Here is a 17127-nt window from a genome sequence, read left to right as displayed (position 1 = left end):
ATGGCCGCAGGGCTGACCTACCGCGAACTCGTGCGTGAAGTAGGGCGGTTGACCGGGGAGGTGCGGCGCGACACCGCGGCCTTCCGGGCGCTGGCCCAGGCTCAGAAGGAGCAGGCCGCGGACACCCGGCGGATCTCCGAGCAGATCGCGGCTCTGCACGTCGACGAGGCGACCGTCGCCGAGACGTCCGAGGTCTCGAAGATCATGCAGGGCCTGTCGGATGCCGCGCTCGCCTACGAGAGCGCCGCCGAGGAGGCCGGCCGCGCCGCGGCGGACGCCGGCGCGCAGGCCGCCACCGATCACGACGGCATCCAGCAGGCCGCCGATTCCGCTCCCGTCCCCATGGCCGACCGCACGTGGTACACCCAGGAGTAGACGCGATGACCATCCCCGAAACCACCCCCAACCACGCCCCCGCGCAGGTCCGGGCGGGGGCGTCCCGTGAGAAGGTGTTCGCGCTCGCGGAGGTCGCCGCCCCGCTGGTCACCGCGGGCGTGATGCCGCTCCTCGACGCGCAGGCCGCCGCCGCCGTCTCCACCTTCCTCGCCGCCCCGGTGCTGGTCGCCGGCGCGAACGCCGCCGGCCTGCTGTCCGAGAGGCTGCTCGCCGACGTGCCGGGCGGGGACATCCTGCGCGCCCACCAGCGTCCGTTCCTGTTGTCCGCCGTCACCACCGCGACCGCCGCGGCGACCGCCACCGTGAGCGGGCTGCCCGGGATCGACGCCCTGCTCGCCGGATGGATGACCATGCCCTCCGTCTCCGGCGCCGTGTCCGCCGCCTGGTGGGCCGCCACCGGCCTGGTCGCGTTCTCCCTGCGCCGCGTCCTCGCCACCCCGAAGCCGCACGCCGCGGCGCAGGTCGTGGACGGGCCGGCGCAGGCCGTCCTGCCGCCGGAGGTGGAGCGGGTGCTGCAGCGGTGGCTGGCGCACATCTCCGGCGAGTGGGGCGCCCACCCCGGCCAGCACCTGTCCCTCACCGGCCACGGACCCGAGGCGTGGGAGGGCGTGATCGACGCCCAGCCCGGACGGCCGGTCACCGTCACCGCCGCGACCGTCTCCGGCGTCTACCGGGTGCCGGCCGGGCAGGTCGTCATCACCGACGGCCCGCACGGCAGCGCCAAGCACATCCTGGTCCACCTCGTGGCGCCCGCCGAGGATCAGCCGCAGTACGGGGCCCTTCAGGCTCTGTGGTTGCAGCGGGTCGCGCGCCGGGGCGGCTGCATGCCCGGCACCCACCTCGAAGAGGTCACCCCCGACCCCGCGACCGGCGGCGTCGCCGCCTGGATCTGCGCGGACGACGAGACCGACGCCCTCACCGTCCCCGACCTCTACACCGTCGCCGGGGCCCTGCGCACGACCCCGCTGCTGGTCTCGGTCGAGCGGACCAGCAACCCCCGTCGGGCGATCCTGCGGATGATGGACCGCTCCCCGCTGGAGGACGGCCGTCCCCTGCCCGGAGCGGAAACCCTGCGCGCCAACAGCAACGGCTACGTCCAGCTCGGCACCGGGGTGTCCGGTAAGCCCGCGCGCGTCCAGCTCTACGACCCGAAGGGCGGCGCCCGGCACGTCATCATCGTGGGCGTTACCGGGTCCGGCAAGGGCGGCGTCCTGCAACTCGCGGCCCTGTCGTACCACGTGAACGGCGTCGCAATGATCTACGCCGACCCCAAGGGCAGCAGCAACCCCGATGTCGAGGACATGGCCGCCTACGCCGGATGCGGCCCCGAGCAGGCCCTCGGCGCCCTGCGCGTCGCCTACGCGGTCTTCCTCCACCGCGTGGAGGAGTCGCGGGACCTGCGGGCGAAGAACTTCGAGCCCACCCCCGAACGCCCCTACGTCGTCACGATCCTGGACGAGATGGTCCAGCTCCTCGGCGACAAGTCCCCCCACCGCGCCGAGGCCGGATGGATCATCTCGATCCTCGCCGCGCAGGGCCGCTCCATGGGTATGCCCGTCGCGCTGTGCGGACAGATCATGAACCTCGACCAGATGGGTTCCGACACCAGCATTCGCGACAACGTGTTCCACGGCGGCGCGCTGGTCCTCCTGCGCTCCGACAGCGCCCAGAAGAGCCGCGTCGACCTGCCCCGTTCCTTCGACGGCATCGACCCCTCCCAGATCCCGGCCTACTGGAAGGACGACGAGGGCAGCCTCATCTACGACCCGTCCGTCCCCGAGGACGACCCGCGCCGCACGTTCGGCGTCGGCTACGTCGTCGGCCCCGACGAGCTCGCCGAGATGATGCGCGCCTGGATCCTCGAATCCGCCGCCGGCCACTGGAACCCGGCCAACGTCGTCATCCCCGCGGACTTCCCCGGCTGGGCCGATCGCGACACCATCGCCACCATCCCCGTCGGCCCCGCCGCCAACGAGGACACCGGCCCGGCGTGGATGCCCGCCTCCGCCACCACGACCGCGGCGAAGGAGCCGACGGCCGAGGAGAAGATCCTCACCGTCCTCGACGAGCGCCGCGACCCGATCGGGCTGGAGGTCGGCTACCTCCACCTCGACCAGATCACCGACATGACCGGCGTCACCCGCAAGACCGTCGAGAACACCCTCAGCCGCCTGGTGAAGAAGGCCGTCGTCGTCCGCAGGTCGCCGTCCGCCGGCGAATACGGACTGCCCCTCACCGACGAGCGCTGACGGCCCGTCCGACCGGCCGTGCCGCCCGCACCCCGCCGCAGCCAGCGGCAAGGGTGCGGGCGGTGCGGGGGACCGGACAGGCCGGCCCGCTTCACGAAGGGCAGATACCGTGCTCGACCCCCATGATCCATACTTCGAAGCCGTGCTTGGTGCGCTCGGCGCGCTCGCCGACCAGCACGAGTCGTCCGCCGAGTTCAGCGCCGACGACGGCGAGCGGATGCTTACCGAGATCTGCATCCGGCTCGACCCCGACCGTGCCCGCGCCGCGGGCCACCCGCACGGCCTAGCCCTGCTCTGGAACCAGGTCACGGGCTGGCTGTGGGCGTACGGCACCTCCGACGACCGGCTCTCCGACCCGCAGCCGCTGGTCCTCGGCCTGGTCGCCACGCCGGACAGCATCACCTCCGCCGTGGAGGAACTCCTGGCGGGACACGCGGGCCACCTCCCCCTCCGGGGGGAGGAGACCTCGCTGCCCTCCCCCGCGGCGCTCGAAGCGCTGGCCCGCGCCGTCGCCGAGGGCGACCTCGACGAGGACACCGCCGGCCGACTCGCCCGGTACGCCTGACCGGCCGAACCACCTGGGCTCCGTTGCGAGTTGCGACGGAGCCCGCCCGCGCAGCACGAAGCCCTGCACCGGCCGCCTGATCTTGGCAGAGAGCCGGCCGGTGCAGGGCCTGCGACCACGCCCTTACAGACGAGATCGGACACCAGCATGCCCGAGTTCGACCGCTTTACGCTCGCCGTCGTGGACGACATCCGCGACCGGGATCAGGCCAGCGACGGCCACTCCCGCTACGGCGCCGACCACGCCAACAGCGCGCTGGCCCCCCTCGTGGACGACCTGCTCGGCGGTGCCCGGTGAACGAGTCCGCCGCCCTGGCTGCGCTGTTCCTGGCCGCCCGCCCGCCCGCTGCGTGGCTGCCCACACGGCCGTGGAACGGCCTGACCGTCCTCGACACCTATGGGTGCCAGGGCGGCGCCGGCATGGGCTACCACCTCGCCGGATACCGCGTCCTCAGCGTCGACATCGACCCGCAGCCGCGAAACCCGCTCGCGTTCCTGCAGGCCGACGCCGTCGCGTTCATCGCCGAGTACGGGCACCTCTTCGACCTGCAGCACGGCTCCCCGCCGTGCCAGCGCTACACCCGCTGCCAGAAGATCCGGGGCCGCGAGCACCCCGACCTCATCGGCCCCACCCGCACCGCCATGCAGTCCACCGGGCGCCCGTGGGTGATCGAGAACGTCGAAGAGGCCCGCAGCGAGCTGCGCGACCCGGTGATGCTCTGCGGGGCCGCGTTCGGCCTGCGCACCTACCGCCACCGCGCCTTCGAGTCCGGCGGCGGCCTCACCATCGTCCCGCCCCAGCACCCCGCGCACACGGCGCCGCTGGCGAAGATGGGCCGCCCCGTCGCCGACGGCGAGTTCATGCACGTCGTCGGCAACTTCTCCAACGTCCCCCTCGCCCGCAGCCCCCAGGTGATGGGCATGCCGTGGGCCAGCCGCGACGGCCTGCGCGAGGCCATCCCCCCGGCCTACACCGAACTGATCGGACGCCAGGCCGCCGCCCAGGTACCTGCCGGGGCGGTGGCGGCGTGAGCGGCCGGACCCCGCCGCTCGGCGACACCACCGGCCTGTGGCAGGCCGTCCTGGCCGCTGCGGCCGGACGCTGCCAGTGCCGCGGCACCTGCGGCAAGACCCACGCCAAGGACGGCGGGCGCTGCCCGACCCGGCACGGCGGCTACGCCCGGCACGGCACCGGCCCCGTGAGCCTGCTCGCCGCCGCGGCCGACCCGGACGCCCTGCTGCTGCCCGCGCACCGCGCCGCCGCCCTGCCCAAGCGGGAGCTGACCGCGTGGTGCCCGGCCTGCCACGACGCCACCCGCCGCGCCGCCGCCAGGGCCCAGCAGGCCGCGTCCCCGACCGCCGAGCCGGACGCCCTCTTCGCCCTCTGACCCCTCGCGGGCCGGGGCCCGTCCTCCCGGGCCCCGGCCTGCCCGTACCGAGAGGACCCCGCCATGACCGGAAAGCCCTTCCCGGACCGGCTCACCGCCGCGCTGACCCACGCCGCGTGCAACTGGCACGTATTCCCGCTCGCCCTCGGCGCCAAGCACCCCGCCCTGCACAGCGAGGAGCGGTGCCCGCGCACCGGCCCCTGCACCTCCGGGCATCTCGGCTGGGAGCGGCGGGCCACCACCGACCGCGACGTGATCCGCCGGGCCTGGTCCCACGGCCCCTACAACATCGGCATCGCCTGCGGTCCCTCCCAGCTGCTGGTGGTCGACCTCGACACCCCCAAGCACGCCGGCGACCTCCCGCCCGAGCGGTGGGCCGAGCGCGGCTGCAAGGACGGGCACGACGTGTTCGCCGCCCTGTGCGAGGAGCACGGGCAGCCCGTCTGCGACACGTTCACCGTGCGCACCGGTCGCGGCGGCACCCACCTCTACTTCACCGCCCCGGCTGGCCTGGCTCTGCGCAACACCTGCGGGGAGAAGGGGCAGGGGCTCGGCTGGAAGGTCGACACCCGCGCCCACGGCGGCTATGTCGTCGCCGCGGGAAGCACCGTCGCCGGTCGCCCCTACACGGTCACGGCCGACGTGGCGCCGATGGTCCTGCCCGCCTGGCTCGCTGCCCTGCTGACCCCGAGGGCCCCGTCCGTCGCGCCGCTCGACAGCGCGGCGGTGCGGGCCCGGATCGGGCGTCTCCAGGCGTACACGCAGGCCGCCGTGCGCGGCGAGACGGACAAGGTCGCGGGCGCCGGGGAGGGCGTGCGCAACCACACCCTGTTCGCGAGCAGTGCTGCGCTCGGCCGACTGGTCGCCGCCGGGACCCTGCCGGAGCACGACGCCACCGACGCCCTGCTCGACGCCGGGCAGAAGGCCGGACTCGGGGAGGCGGAATGCCGGCGCACCATCGCCAAGGGCCTGGCCCGTGGCGCCGGCGGCGCGGGGCGGGCCGCGTGAGCAACCACCACCTCTCGCCCCGTCAGGAGAAGCGCTTCTCCGGCAGGCGACGGCACAGGCCGGAGGCCGAGTGAACGCCACCAGCACCCTGCCCGCCCAGGCCCCCGCCGACGGCCGGAAGGCGGCGGGGGATCCGTTCTACGGCGACCTGCCCGGGGTGGAACGGCCCACCCGCCCGGGCCCCGTCCCGGACATGGCGGTCTTTCAGGGCATGGTGGGGCACACCGTTCGGGCTCTGGACCCGACCACGGAGGCCGACCCGGTCGGCGTACTCGTCAACCTGCTGTCCGGCGCCGGCGCCATGCTCGGCCCCACCAGCACCGGATCGGCCGACTGCTGCCCGCACCTGCGGATCGGCAACGACCGCCACCCCGCACTGATCTGGGGCCTGACGATCGGCGCGACCGCCGCCGGCCGCAAGGGCGCCGCCACCAACACCGCCAAGCTGCTGCTGTCCGCCGCCGCCCCCGGCTTCGCCAAGGACTGCTGCCTGTCCGGCCTGTCCTCCGGCGAGGGCCTGATCGAAGCCGTGCGCGACGGCGACCCGTCCAAGAAGGACGACCCCGGCCACGTCGACAAGCGGCGGTGGATCGTGGAGTCCGAGTACGGCATCACCATGGCACGCGCCCGCCGCGAGGGCTCCTCCCTCGGCGGCGTCCTGCGCCAGGCGTGGAACGGCGAGGACCTCGGCGTCATGAACCGCGAAGCCCTCAAGGCCACCGCCCCGCACATCGCGATCATCGGCCACATCAGCCCCCGCGAACTGCGCGCCAAGATGCAGGACTCCGAGATGGCCGGCGGCACCTACAACCGCTACCTGCCGGTCTTCGTCCACCGCAACCTCATCCTCGCCGAATCGCGGGGAGCGGATCCACAGCTTGTGGACAGCCTCGCCGCCACCTGGCGGGCCGCCCTCGCCGACGCCCGCCAGGCCGGAGAGATCACCCTCGACGACACCGCCCGCACCCTGTGGCGCGACGGCATCTACCCGGCCCTGTGCGGGGACGAGGACGGCGACGGCCCGCTCGCCGAGTTCACCGCCCGCGCCGCCCCGTACACCCTGCGCCTGGCCATGGTCTATGCCCTGCTCGACCGCCGCCGCCACATCGCCGAGGAACACCTGACGGCCGCCCACGCGCTGGTCGCCTACTCCCGGGCCTCCGCCGCACACGTCCTTGGCCTGTCCGAGCACACCACCGGCGACCCCAAGCTCGACAAGCTCGCCGCCGCCGTCCGCGCCGCCGGCCCCCGCGGACTGACCGGCGACGAGGTCTACCGGCTCTTCAAGAAGGCCACCAAGGACGAACGGGACCGCCTGGTCGCCGCCCTCCTCCAGATCGAGGGCTACGGCAGCGCCCAGATCCCCGGCGCCGGCCGCCACGCCACCGTCCTGCTCTACGCCCCGCCCGCCGACTGAACCCGGGGGTGGAAAGGCTGGAAAGGGGTGCTAAGCCCTCCCACCTGCGAAAACACCCAACCCGGGAGGGGTGGGAAGGGGGTGGAAAGGGGGGTGGAAAGGTCCCGCCCCAACCCGCCCTCCCAGGACGCCGACCCTTTCCACCCCCCTTCCCACCCCCTTCCCACCCCCTCCCCTCGCCGCAAAAACCCAGGTCACCAGGCTTAGCACCCCTTTCCACCCTTTCCACCCCCCTGCCAGAGGGGCCGAGCCGCCCGAACCGCGTGTCCGTAGCCCCTCGCAGTCACCGTCCAGCCCGTCACTTGGAAGGCAACCGTGCTCGAACCCATGCTCACGCTCGCGCAAGTGGCCGAACTGCTGGGCTCCGTCAGCCGCCCCGACTCGTCGCCCGCCGGGCCCTCCGGCCTTCTCGGCGCCGGGTGGTACTCGACGGAGGACGTCGCCTCGCTCATCGGAGTCGACCCGTCCACCCTCAGGCGCTGGCGCACCTCGAAGCCCATGCAGGGCCCACCGTTCGTCCGCCTGACCTCCCGCATCACCGTCTACAGCGTCGCCGACGTCCAGTCCTGGCTGGAGTCCCGCCGCATCGTCCCCGGAGAAGCCGCCTGATGCCTCAGCAGAACCCGCCGATCGGCGTGAAGTTGTCGACCGACATCGAGTACCGCCCCGAGTACCCGAAGCCCTACCGGGGACGGGTCCGGTGGTTCGACCCCGTGACGGGGCGCCGGCTGTCGCGCTCGGAGATGTCCGAGACGATCGAGGAGGCCGAGGCCTGGATCTCCGGGATGGAGCGACTGGCCAGCCGCGGCGTGACCCCGGCGACCGCGACCATGCCGCTCGCCGAGTACGGGGAGTCCGTGATGGAACTGGCGCTGCGCGGGCTGGAGTCCAAGACGCTCGACCCGTACCGCGCCGGCTGGCGGCTGCGGGTCGTCCCGACGATCGGCCACCTGCCTCTACGCGCCGTCACGAACGGCGTGATCGACCGCGCCGTGTACGGGTGGATCGCTGACGAGCACGGCCGGTCCACCGTGAAGAACACGCTCGCCATGCTCGTGCGGGTCATGGAGCAGGCCGTCCGGGACGGCGTCATCGACGCCAACCCGGCCAAGGTCAGCGGCTGGCAGCGCGAGTACCAGCGTGCTGAGGACGAACTCGACGACCCGCGCGCCCTGGCCCTGCCGGACTGGGCGACGCTCGACAGGCTCGCCACCAGCCTGGTGCAGCGCTCGCACGGGGAGTTCGGCGGCTGGGGCGACGTGGTGCGGTTCGCGGCCTGCACGGCGGCCCGGATCGGCGAGGTCTCCGGCGTGCGCCGCAAGGACATCGACCGGGAGCGCTGGACATGGGAGTTGTGTCGGCAGACCACGACTGGGCCCGGCGGGCTGGTGGACAAGGGGACCAAGGGCAAGCGGCGCCGGACCGTACCGGTGATCCCGGAGATCCGCGAGCTGGTGGCCTGGCGCCTAGACGTGATCGACCGGGACCCGATGGCGCGGCTGTTCACCGGGCCGCGGGGCGGGCGGATCACGACCGCAGTCCTGCGGGACGCGACGCACTGGGACGAGGTGGTGGTGGCGCTCGGCTTCGAGCACCTGCGCCGCCACGACCTCCGCCACACTGGGCTGACGTGGATGGCCGATGCCGGGGTGCCGCTGCACGTTCTGCGGAAGATCGCCGGGCACGGGTCACTCACGACGACGCAGCGATATCTACACCCGGACCGGCGCTCGATCGAGCTGGCCGGCGAGGCGCTGAGCGCACACCTGAGCGGGCCCCGCCAAACCCCGCGTCCTGAACTGGTATCGGAGTCTCCGCCCGGGCGCCATCTGCGAGTAGTCCACTGAGTAAATAGCGATGGCGAGCCCTGCTGACCTGGATCCCTTTCCAGGTCAGCAGGGCTCGGCACCCCTTTGGGGAACCCGATTTGAGCGCGGCTCTCGTGCGACTGTGAATAGCATCCACAGCTACGTCCACACGATCCACGCACTCGCGATGAGATCGCTCTAAAGTCCAACCTGCCACCGAACGCTATCTAGCTTCATCTCAGAGAATCGATGCCGATTGCCCTGTGGCGGAACGCAGTCGCTTGGCTTGAGCTGCACATGAGAAAGAGCCTCAACAGGCATCTCACGCATCAGATCATTAAGAGCAGAGAAGGTATGCGCGAAGATATTTTCCACCAGAATCCCTGGGCCTATGTGCAGCCTGTCGGGAACATGAGACTCCACGCCCCAGAGATTCCTCCCACCCAAACCATCGATGGCTTCTAGAATTTCCCGCATATCCTCCCGAGGCAATCCTACCAGCATGCGATCAATTTCACGCCCCCGATGAAGAGCAAGAGGCGCCAGCGCCTCTCCGTGGACAGAGTTCCTGAGCTTCCTCAAGATGAGAAGAGAACGCTTAACATCCGTGCCATCTCCAACGACTGAAGCGAGGCCAGGAGCCACCACTCCAAGTCTCTCGACCCATTTAACCGACTGCCATCCGGCGGCGTGAGGCTTTCCCCCTACCCCGAGGACAGTGTGAGCAACGCGAGCCACTACGTCTACAGCTGCCATCATGAGAATCAGGGCCGAATCAAGGCTTCCAAGAGCAGAATCTGCGGTGTCATTGCTCTGGGGTTTGCTCAACGAGAAGTACATCTCATCGCGCGCCTGCAATGCCCTCTGCACTCGCTGGAATAGTGAAGCCACCAGATGGGAAAGAGACTCGTCACCGACACCGCCTGCATATTGAGAGCAAGCACTGGACCAGCGCCACGCTTCGGGAAGCAAGGCAACGGAAGCCGTGAGGTAATAGAGCCCCTCATTACAACCATACGTTCCCACTCCATCGGGGGTGCGAAAATACATGAACTCGCCCTGCCGTCGCAGATAGAGTCCAATCATCGGGAGCGCATCCTCGGGAAGAAATGCAATCCCGTCCGCCGCCGGCCGCCGAGTCTCGCCAACCAGGTAAGGCCGCCTCGTGATATAAAGGTCCACGGGAATAGTGCGGGCAACTTCGAGCGCCAAAGCATCGGAGCACCTTCGATTCCGAGCCTCAGGTTCCGAAGAATTCACGTAAGACTTATTCTCGATATCCCGGATGGCAAACTCTCGAAAGTCGCCCATGGCCGCCGAGCGAGTCGGAGTGCCACCGCATGAGAAGACGAAATCTTGAACCTCGCCGGTAGGGTTGCGCGGTGGCATTACTTCTACCCAGCCTGGACAGTATTCAATATCCCATGGAGAACCCAGCCTCTTTCGATCAACCGATTCAGGAGGCCCGCCGTCGGAGTATCTCAGAAGACTAATGTGAGGATGGCTCAAAAGGCCAGACAAGAGCATCTCGCGGCCCCAATTTGAGCCACTTTCAAGAAGCTCGTAATCAATCATGACTAGCATCTTGCGAAGCGGCTGGCGTGAACTAAACAAGGCATGCGGTGAGGAGCTAGCTGGTTCTGGCCACTCGACGGTGCCCTCAAAACGGAAAGCCGGTGTCTTCAACTGCATCCTCATGACCGGGGAGGTTACGCCTAGCGACGGCCGGCGGGAAGTCGTTTCGCCCCGAGTGTGGCCCGCCGAGCCCCCAGCTCATGCACGACGCTGGCGATGAAGGGCAGAGCCAACTCAGCTACGGACCCTCCTGACCGCCTCTGCCGGGCTTCGTGGCGGCGCGGGTGTGCATGCGGCCCAGGAGAGAGAACTGATGGCGAAGCAGCTACCTCGACTCACCCAGGCAAGGTTCATCGAGCCACCCAGCGGGGGCTGGGCGCCACCCCTGCAGCCTCCTGAACACGCCTCTGGTCCCGAAGTGGTCCCGCCGGACTCCCCCGACCGCCACCTGCGGCTCGTACGCTGACCCACCCTCGGAAACGGCAAAAGCCCCGCTGGCCTGGACTTCCGTCCAGTCAGCGGGGCTCCGACATCACTGTCGGGACGACAGGATTTGAACCTGCGACCCCTTGACCCCCAGTCAAGTGCGCTACCAAGCTGCGCCACGTCCCGTGGTCTCGGCGCCTTCGGCGGAGCCTGGGGGGCTCTGCGGTGGGGCTTCTCGACCTTGTCCCCGGTGTCCCGGCGACGTGGAAAACAATACAGCACGTCGGGGGGTGCTCGCTGCCAGGTATTGCGGTGGTGGGGGTCGGGGTGGCGGGGGTCAGGGGGTGGGGTGGCGGGCGTCGTAGCGGAGGAAGGCGGGGCGGCGGGCTGCGAGGAGGACGATGGCGGCGACGCAGGCGAGGCCGCCGCTGATGACGGAGGTGGCGGGGCTGGTGAGGGAGGCGACGGCGCCGGATTCGAAGTCGCCGAGGCGGGGGCCGCCGGCGACGACCACGATGAAGATGCCCTGGAGGCGGCCGCGCATCTCGTCGGGGGCCGCGACCTGCATCATCGTGTTGCGGAAGATCATGCTGACGGTGTCGGCGCAGCCGGCCACGGCGAGCAGGAGGAGGCCGGGCCAGAGGCTGCGGACGAGGCCGAAGGCGGCGATGGCGAGGCCCCAGGCGGCGACGGAGACGAGGACCGCGGCGCCCTGGCGGTTGACCCGGCTGACCCAGCCGGAGAAGAGGGCGCCGACCAGGGCGCCGACCGCCGGGGCGGAGACCAGCAGGCCGACGGTGCGGGCGTCGCCGCCGTAGAAGGTGACCGCGATGGCGGGGAAGAGGGCGCGCGGCATGCCGAAGATCATGGCGGCGAGGTCGGCGAGGAAGCTGGTGCGCAGGTTGGGCTGCTCGCGCAGGAAGCGCAGGCCGTCGAGGACGGAGGCGCGGCCGCGGCGGTCGCCGAGCGGGCGCATGGAGGGCAGCCGCCACATCGCGTACAGGGTGGCGCCGAAGGCGACGGTGTCGACCAGGTAGGCGGCCTGTGCGCCGTAGGCGCCGATGAGGACGCCGCCGACCATGGGGCCGACGGTGAGGCCGAGATTCATGCTGACCGTGTTCAGGGCGTTCGCGGCCGGGAGCTGGTGGCTCGGGACCAGGCGCGGGATCATCGCCGAACGAGCGGGGGAACTGAGCGCGAAGAAGCCGGCCTGGACGGCGACGGCGGCGTAGAGCAGTGCGACGAGGCCGAGTCCGGCCAGCGCCTGGGCGGCCAGGACCGCGGAGACGGCGGCGAGGCCGGCGGATCCGATCAGTCCGAGGCGGCGGCGGTCGACGGTGTCGGCGATCGCGCCGCCGTAGAGGCCGAAGGCGATCAGCGGGAAGAGCGAGAAGAGGCCGACCAGGCCGGTGGCGAAGCTGGATCCGGTGAGGTCGTAGACCTGGACGGAGACGGCCACGGCCGTCATCTGCTGGCCGATGGACGAGACCGCCTGGCCGAACCAGACCCGCCGGTAGTCCGCGTTCTCGCGCAGCGGGCTGAGGTCGGCGAACGCCCCGCGGGTGACGCGCCGGAACCACGGCGGGGAGGGCGGGGAGGGCGTGTCGGGAGCGGAGTCCGGAGTGGGAGCGGGAACGGGAACCGGGTCGGGAGTGGAAACGGGGCCGGCGGCCGGGGCGGCAGCGGGAGGCGGCGGCGAGGCCGGGGAGTCGGCGGACGAATTCGCAGGATGATTGGTCGACACAGCGACCCATCGTCGTCCTGCCCGCCGCGGCGCCGCCCACCGGGGTCCGGCTGGCAGCACCCCGGCGGGCGGGCAGGCAGCACCCCGGCGGGCACAACCCAGCAAACGGGCAGGCCAGCGGGCCGCCTACCGGGTCAGGACCTGCTTCTCCCCCGCCTCGACCGCGAAGTCCAGCCGGTTGCCGGGCGGCGGGAAGGGGCAGATGAAGTGGTCGGCGAACGCGCAGGGCGGCAGGTACGCGCGGTTGAGGTCGAGCACCGTGTGGCCGTCCGCGTCGGGCGCGGGGAGAGTGATGAAGCGGAAGCGGTAGGTGTCCCGGCCGCTGGTCGCGTCCGCGAACACGCCGCTGAGGCCGTCGGCCGAGCCGCTGACCGTCAAGGTCCGGTGCTCCCCGGCGACGGTGAAGGCGATCCGGCCGGCGACGGTCAGCGGGCGCTCCTTGCCGTCCGCGTTGGGGACGACGACGGCCTGGTCGACGCCGCCCTCGAAGGGCGTGAAGACGGCCGGAACCGCCCACTCGGGCGAGTACGGGTACGCGGAGATGCCGGCGAACGACTCCCGGCGGGGCGCGGCCGGGTCGAAGACCCGCAGGGCCAGCTCGCCCTCCCGCTCGATCGGGACGAGCCGCAGCTCGCCCAGGGAGGCGGTGTCGGCGGCCGGGTCGGTGTCCGGCCGGAGCAGCGCCTCGCCGTCGACCGGGGCCGCCCCGCCGGCCACGGTGACGCCCTCGGCTGCGGCCGCCCGGACCCGGACGCCCTCCGCGTCGGCCCACCAGAGGCCGGGCAGGCCGGGGATCCGGGCAGGCTCGGGCTCCAGCCAGTGCGTGCCGACGAGCGCCAGCTGGCCGTGCAGCGTGCTCACCGCCGCCGCCCTGCTGTCGCTCCAGTGCTTCCATTCCTCCGCGGCTGTCGCCGTCATCGAAAGGCCCTCCCACTCCGGTCCCTGACCAGTCCGGTCATCCGTTGTCCGTCACCGACTCAACGCCTGCCCCCGGGGCGGATCATTCCCGGGACGGGGTCGGCCGGGGAAGCTGACATCTTCCCGCAACAACCCGGCCGAGAGCCCCGACGCGGCCGTCGGCCCGGTTGTTGCTACGAGCGCCGGAGCGGACGGAACAGGCCCTCCTGGACCACCGACACCACCAGCTGCCCGCTGCGGTCGAAGATCTCCCCGCGGGCCAGGCCGCGTGCGCCGTGGGCGATCGGCGCCTCCTGCTGGTACAGCAGCCAGTCGTCGGTGCGGAACGGGCGGTGGAACCACATCGCGTGGTCGAGCGAGGCCATGTCGAAGTGCCGATCGCCCCAGAGCGGCTCGACGGGGGCGCGGACGGCGTCCAGCAGCGTCATGTCGCTCGCGTAGGTGAGGGCGCAGACGTGGATCAGCGGGTCGTCGGGCAGGGCGCCGTTGGTGCGCAGCCAGACGCCGCTGCGCGCCTCGACTCCGGCCAGCTCCTCCTTGGTCCAGCGCAGCCGGTCGACGTAGCGGATGTCGAAGGGCTGTCTGCGGCTGATGAACGGGGGCAGCTCGCCGAGCCGGGAGCCGACCTCGTCCAGCGCGCTGGGCAGGTCCTCGGGGTCGGACACCTCGGGCATCGCGAGCTGGTGCTCGATGCCGCCCTGCTCGGGGAGGTGGAAGTCCGCGGTGAGGGCGAAGATCGACCGGCCGCCCTGGATGGCGAGCACCCGGCGGGTGGTGAAGGAGCGGCCGTCACGGATCCGGTCGACCTGGTAGACGATCGGCACGCCGGGCACACCGGGGCGCAGGAAGTAGGCGTGCAGCGAGTGGACCGGGCGGTCGCTGTCCACCGTGCGCCCCGCCGCGACCAGCGCCTGGCCGGCCACCTGGCCGCCGAACGTCCGCTGCAGCGCCTCTTCGGGGCTGCGCCCGCGGAAGATGTTCAGTTCGATCTGCTCAAGGTCCAGCAGTTCGACGAGTTCGTCGACGGGGGTACCCATGCGTGCGCTTCCTCTCCGGACGAACCGGCCCGGCCGGAGGTCCTCCGCCCGGCTGCCGACGCCCGTTCTATCGAATTGTTCAGCCCACTCGAATTCTCCAGCGGGCCAGGGAATTCCCGCACACCAGGGCGACCGCTGTCGATTCACTCGAACGGGGACGCCTCCGACCGCCCCGGGCCGGTCGCACCACCCGCACCGCCACCCGACCCCTGCGCAGCCCCCGCACCGAGCCCGGACTGGCGGACGGTGATGTTGAGGCGCCCGGTCAGGCCGAGCGCCGGGTCCGCGGTGCCGGGCAACGTCCGGACCACGCCGTGGTACGCGAACCGGGCCGGGCCGCCGAACACCAGCAGGTCGCCGCTGCGCAGCTCGACATCGGTCCATGGCCGGGTGCGGGTCTCGGTGTTGCCGAGCCGGAAGACGCAGGTGTCACCGATCGACAGCGAGACCACCGGGGCGTCCGTCCGCTCGTCGCGGTCCTGGTGGAGGCCCATCTTCGCGCCGTGCGGGTAGTGGTTGACGATCGCGATGTCCGGTTCGTACCGGGCCGCGCCCGCGATGTCGGCGCACGCGTCACCGTACGCCTGGGTGACGGCCCGGCGGGCGAGGTTGCCGAGTTCGGCGGGGAACGGCTTCACGGGGGTGCCGTCGGCGGCGGCCCGCCGGTAGCCGTACGGGTACCAGTGCAGGCCCAGGCTCACCATCTGTACGGACATCACACCGCCGGTCGGCATCCGGACGGTGTGCATCCCGGCCGGCGGGCGCGCCCACTCCCGACAGGCGGCGACCAGGCGCAGCTGCGCGTCCGCGTCCAGCCAGCCGGGGACGAGCACCGCACCGGGCGCGGGCTCGGACCGGGCGCGCGGGAAGAGTTCGCCGGGGAGGTTGCCGGGAGGTCCGCCGAAGAGTTCGCCCTGAGCCACACCACCATCCTCGCGCAGTGGGGCCACCCGGGCTCAACGCCGGGGGGGTGGAGCGGGCCCTGCCGGGACGAACGGCCGGACGGGCTGCCGGGCAGACGCCACCACCCGACGACCGATCACCGATCACCGATCATCCCGATCTCCCGCGCGCACACCGGCCAGGCCTCCCAGCCCTGCATCCGGAGGATCTCCTCGGCGACGGCGGTCTGCTGGCGCCGACTCGCACGGTCGGGCCGGTTCGCGAAGCGAAGTCCGCCCGCCTCCTCCCAGGTGGGCGGCCAGATCTGCAGACCGCCGAAGTAGCCGTTGCCGGTGTCGGCCCGCCAGTCGCCGCCGCTCTCGCACTCGGCGAGCTCGTCCCAGATCATGTCCGCAACGGTGGATGAGGCTTCGGCCCGGGCGCCACCCGGCAGCCCTGCGGCAAGCACCTGGACCGACACCAGCAGAGCCGACACCACCGGCAGCACCGCCACCGGCAGCACCGCCACCAGCAGCACCGACCGCGACAGAGGCACCGACCACCGCAGCAGCACCGACCGCGACAGAGGCACCGACCGCTGCAGGAGCGGCGCCCCCGACACCCCCGGCACCGCGCCCAGGACGGCCCGCAGGCGCATCAAGAACGATTCCCGGCTGATCCTACGAACGCTCTGAAGGCACAGCAGCCGACCCTAGGCGCCGAAAACGCCCGCCCAACCCGACACGCCGGACACGCCGACGGCCGCTCCCCCGCACAGCGGAGAAGCGGCCGATCGGACCGGAGGTGCAGCGCGCCCGGCGCGCGGACAGCCCCTACCGGGATCAGACGGTGAGGGTCTGGCCCGGGAGGATCAGGTCGGGGTTGGCGCCGATGACCTTGGCGTTGTCGTTGTACAGGTCGTGCCAGTCGAGGCCCTTGGCGGCGGCGATCGAGCTCAGGGTGTCACCGGACTTGACGGTGTAGTTGCCACCGGTGACCGGCTGGGCGTCGTTCGAGGTCGACGGCTTCGCCGGCTGGGCGGCCTTGGCGGACTTCGCGGCGTTGTCGGACTTCCACGACTTCGCGGCGTCGGCCGGCTTCGGCGCGGCAGCGGCGGCCTTGGGGGCCTCGGCGGCCTTCGGCGCGGCGGTGGCGGCCGGCTTCGGGGCAGCGGTGGCAGCCGGCTTCGGGGCGGCGGTGGCGGCCGGAGCGGCAGGCTTCGGCGCGGCGGTGGCGGTCGAGGCCGCCGAGGTGTCGACGGCGGCCGGGGCGCCGCCCTTGGTCAGGCCGGCCTTGACCGAGCACACGGGCCAGGCGCCGGGGCCCTGCGAGGCGAGCACCTTCTCGGCGACGGAGATCTGCTGCGCCTTGGTGGCCAGGTTGGCCTGCGAGGCGAAGGCGGTGCCACCGAAGGCGGCCCAGGTGCTGGAGGTGAACTGCAGACCGCCGTAGAAACCGTTGCCGGTGTTGATGGCCCAGTTGCCACCGCTCTCGCACTGGGCGACGGCGTCCCAGGTGGAGACGGACGCGGCGGAGGCCGAGGTGGCCGTGACGAGGCCGGCCACCGGCAGGGCCGCGACAGCGGCGCCCGCCACAACAGCCATCCGAACGCGGTTGCGCTTGGTGGCGGTGGAGGTGGTGGCAGCGGCGGTCTCGTTACGGAAGGTCATGAGGTTCCTCTCGACAGCCCCGGGCGGGCATGCGGAACCAGACCC

Annotated in this window: 17 protein-coding genes and 1 tRNA gene; 10 read left to right on the top strand and 8 right to left on the bottom strand. The window is 71.8% G+C overall.

What is annotated here, in order from left to right:
• The 10 genes from ACFVVX_RS26780 to xerC all read left to right on the top strand — a co-directional run bounded on the left by ACFVVX_RS26780 (position 1) and on the right by xerC (position 8869).
• Positions 1 to 375: a hypothetical protein gene (locus tag ACFVVX_RS26780; RefSeq protein ID WP_387949164.1), complete on the top strand. Its 375-nt coding sequence runs from the start codon at positions 1 to 3 to the stop codon at positions 373 to 375.
• Positions 376 to 380: 5 nt separating this feature from the next.
• Positions 381 to 2645 (top strand): hypothetical protein, encoded by a 2265-nt coding sequence (locus ACFVVX_RS26775; protein ID WP_387949163.1) that lies wholly within the window; start codon positions 381 to 383, stop codon positions 2643 to 2645.
• 142 nt (positions 2646 to 2787) lie between these two features.
• Positions 2788 to 3210 (top strand): hypothetical protein, encoded by a 423-nt coding sequence (locus ACFVVX_RS26770; protein ID WP_387949162.1) that lies wholly within the window; start codon positions 2788 to 2790, stop codon positions 3208 to 3210.
• Positions 3211 to 3357: 147 nt separating this feature from the next.
• Positions 3358 to 3507, top strand: a complete 150-nt coding sequence (locus ACFVVX_RS26765; protein ID WP_387949161.1) for a hypothetical protein — start codon at positions 3358 to 3360, stop codon at positions 3505 to 3507.
• Positions 3508 to 3629: 122 nt separating this feature from the next.
• Complete coding sequence (locus ACFVVX_RS26760) at positions 3630 to 4241, top strand: SAM-dependent methyltransferase (protein WP_387949238.1); 612 nt, start codon at positions 3630 to 3632, stop codon at positions 4239 to 4241.
• A complete protein-coding gene (locus ACFVVX_RS26755; RefSeq protein ID WP_387949160.1) occupies positions 4238 to 4597 on the top strand; it encodes a hypothetical protein in 360 nt (119 codons plus the stop codon). Before ACFVVX_RS26760 ends, ACFVVX_RS26755 begins: the two co-directional genes overlap by 4 nt.
• Positions 4598 to 4660: 63 nt before the next feature.
• On the top strand, positions 4661 to 5605 hold the full coding sequence (locus ACFVVX_RS26750) for a bifunctional DNA primase/polymerase (protein ID WP_387949159.1): 945 nt from the start codon (positions 4661 to 4663) through the stop codon (positions 5603 to 5605).
• A gap of 70 nt (positions 5606 to 5675) precedes the next feature.
• Complete coding sequence (locus tag ACFVVX_RS26745; RefSeq protein ID WP_387949158.1) at positions 5676 to 7022, top strand: hypothetical protein; 1347 nt, start codon at positions 5676 to 5678, stop codon at positions 7020 to 7022.
• Positions 7023 to 7337: 315 nt separating this feature from the next.
• Entirely contained in the window at positions 7338 to 7631 is a 294-nt protein-coding gene (locus ACFVVX_RS26740; RefSeq protein WP_387949157.1) for a helix-turn-helix transcriptional regulator, read from the top strand.
• Entirely contained in the window at positions 7631 to 8869 is a 1239-nt protein-coding gene (xerC, locus tag ACFVVX_RS26735; RefSeq protein WP_387949156.1) for a tyrosine recombinase XerC, read from the top strand. Before ACFVVX_RS26740 ends, xerC begins: the two co-directional genes overlap by 1 nt.
• 159 nt (positions 8870 to 9028) lie before the next feature.
• Here xerC and ACFVVX_RS26730 read toward each other — a convergent pair whose 3' ends face one another.
• The 8 genes from ACFVVX_RS26730 to ACFVVX_RS26695 all read right to left on the bottom strand — a co-directional run bounded on the left by ACFVVX_RS26730 (position 9029) and on the right by ACFVVX_RS26695 (position 17082).
• Positions 9029 to 10405 (bottom strand): hypothetical protein, encoded by a 1377-nt coding sequence (locus ACFVVX_RS26730; RefSeq protein ID WP_387949155.1) that lies wholly within the window; start codon positions 10403 to 10405, stop codon positions 9029 to 9031.
• Positions 10406 to 10943: 538 nt separating this feature from the next.
• A tRNA-Pro gene (locus ACFVVX_RS26725) sits at positions 10944 to 11017 on the bottom strand.
• Positions 11018 to 11168: 151 nt separating this feature from the next.
• Positions 11169 to 12575, bottom strand: coding sequence for an MFS transporter (locus ACFVVX_RS26720; protein ID WP_387949154.1), 1407 nt, complete (start codon positions 12573 to 12575; stop codon positions 11169 to 11171).
• A 126-nt stretch (positions 12576 to 12701) separates the two neighbouring features.
• On the bottom strand, positions 12702 to 13493 hold the full coding sequence (locus ACFVVX_RS26715) for a DUF1684 domain-containing protein (RefSeq protein ID WP_387949153.1): 792 nt from the start codon (positions 13491 to 13493) through the stop codon (positions 12702 to 12704).
• A gap of 173 nt (positions 13494 to 13666) precedes the next feature.
• Positions 13667 to 14530: an acyl-CoA thioesterase gene (locus tag ACFVVX_RS26710; protein WP_387949152.1), complete on the bottom strand. Its 864-nt coding sequence runs from the start codon at positions 14528 to 14530 to the stop codon at positions 13667 to 13669.
• A 143-nt stretch (positions 14531 to 14673) separates the two neighbouring features.
• The gene (locus ACFVVX_RS26705; RefSeq protein ID WP_387949151.1) at positions 14674 to 15453 is read right to left on the bottom strand and encodes an alpha-ketoglutarate-dependent dioxygenase AlkB family protein; all 780 of its coding nucleotides are present in this window, start codon (positions 15451 to 15453) and stop codon (positions 14674 to 14676) included.
• A gap of 116 nt (positions 15454 to 15569) precedes the next feature.
• Positions 15570 to 15968 (bottom strand): transglycosylase family protein, encoded by a 399-nt coding sequence (locus ACFVVX_RS26700; protein ID WP_387949150.1) that lies wholly within the window; start codon positions 15966 to 15968, stop codon positions 15570 to 15572.
• A gap of 286 nt (positions 15969 to 16254) precedes the next feature.
• The gene (locus tag ACFVVX_RS26695; protein ID WP_387949149.1) at positions 16255 to 17082 is read right to left on the bottom strand and encodes a transglycosylase family protein; all 828 of its coding nucleotides are present in this window, start codon (positions 17080 to 17082) and stop codon (positions 16255 to 16257) included.
• Positions 17083 to 17127: the final 45 nt, after the last annotated feature.

The organism is Kitasatospora sp. NPDC058170 (genome assembly GCF_042883905.1).
GTDB lineage: Bacteria > Actinomycetota > Actinomycetes > Streptomycetales > Streptomycetaceae > Kitasatospora.
This window is presented reverse-complemented; position numbering and strand designations above follow the sequence as displayed.

Coding starts and splice junctions, on each gene's coding strand:
- ACFVVX_RS26780 (WP_387949164.1), top strand. CDS start 1: ATGGCCGCAGGGCTGACCTACCGCGAACTCGTGCGTGAAGTAGGGCGG.
- ACFVVX_RS26775 (WP_387949163.1), top strand. CDS start 381: ATGACCATCCCCGAAACCACCCCCAACCACGCCCCCGCGCAGGTCCGG.
- ACFVVX_RS26765 (WP_387949161.1), top strand. CDS start 3,358: ATGCCCGAGTTCGACCGCTTTACGCTCGCCGTCGTGGACGACATCCGC.
- ACFVVX_RS26760 (WP_387949238.1), top strand. CDS start 3,630: ATGGGCTACCACCTCGCCGGATACCGCGTCCTCAGCGTCGACATCGAC.
- ACFVVX_RS26750 (WP_387949159.1), top strand. CDS start 4,661: ATGACCGGAAAGCCCTTCCCGGACCGGCTCACCGCCGCGCTGACCCAC.
- xerC (WP_387949156.1), top strand. CDS start 7,631: ATGCCTCAGCAGAACCCGCCGATCGGCGTGAAGTTGTCGACCGACATC.
- ACFVVX_RS26730 (WP_387949155.1), bottom strand. CDS start 10,405: ATGATTGATTACGAGCTTCTTGAAAGTGGCTCAAATTGGGGCCGCGAG.
- ACFVVX_RS26715 (WP_387949153.1), bottom strand. CDS start 13,493: ATGACGGCGACAGCCGCGGAGGAATGGAAGCACTGGAGCGACAGCAGG.
- ACFVVX_RS26710 (WP_387949152.1), bottom strand. CDS start 14,530: ATGGGTACCCCCGTCGACGAACTCGTCGAACTGCTGGACCTTGAGCAG.
- ACFVVX_RS26695 (WP_387949149.1), bottom strand. CDS start 17,082: ATGACCTTCCGTAACGAGACCGCCGCTGCCACCACCTCCACCGCCACC.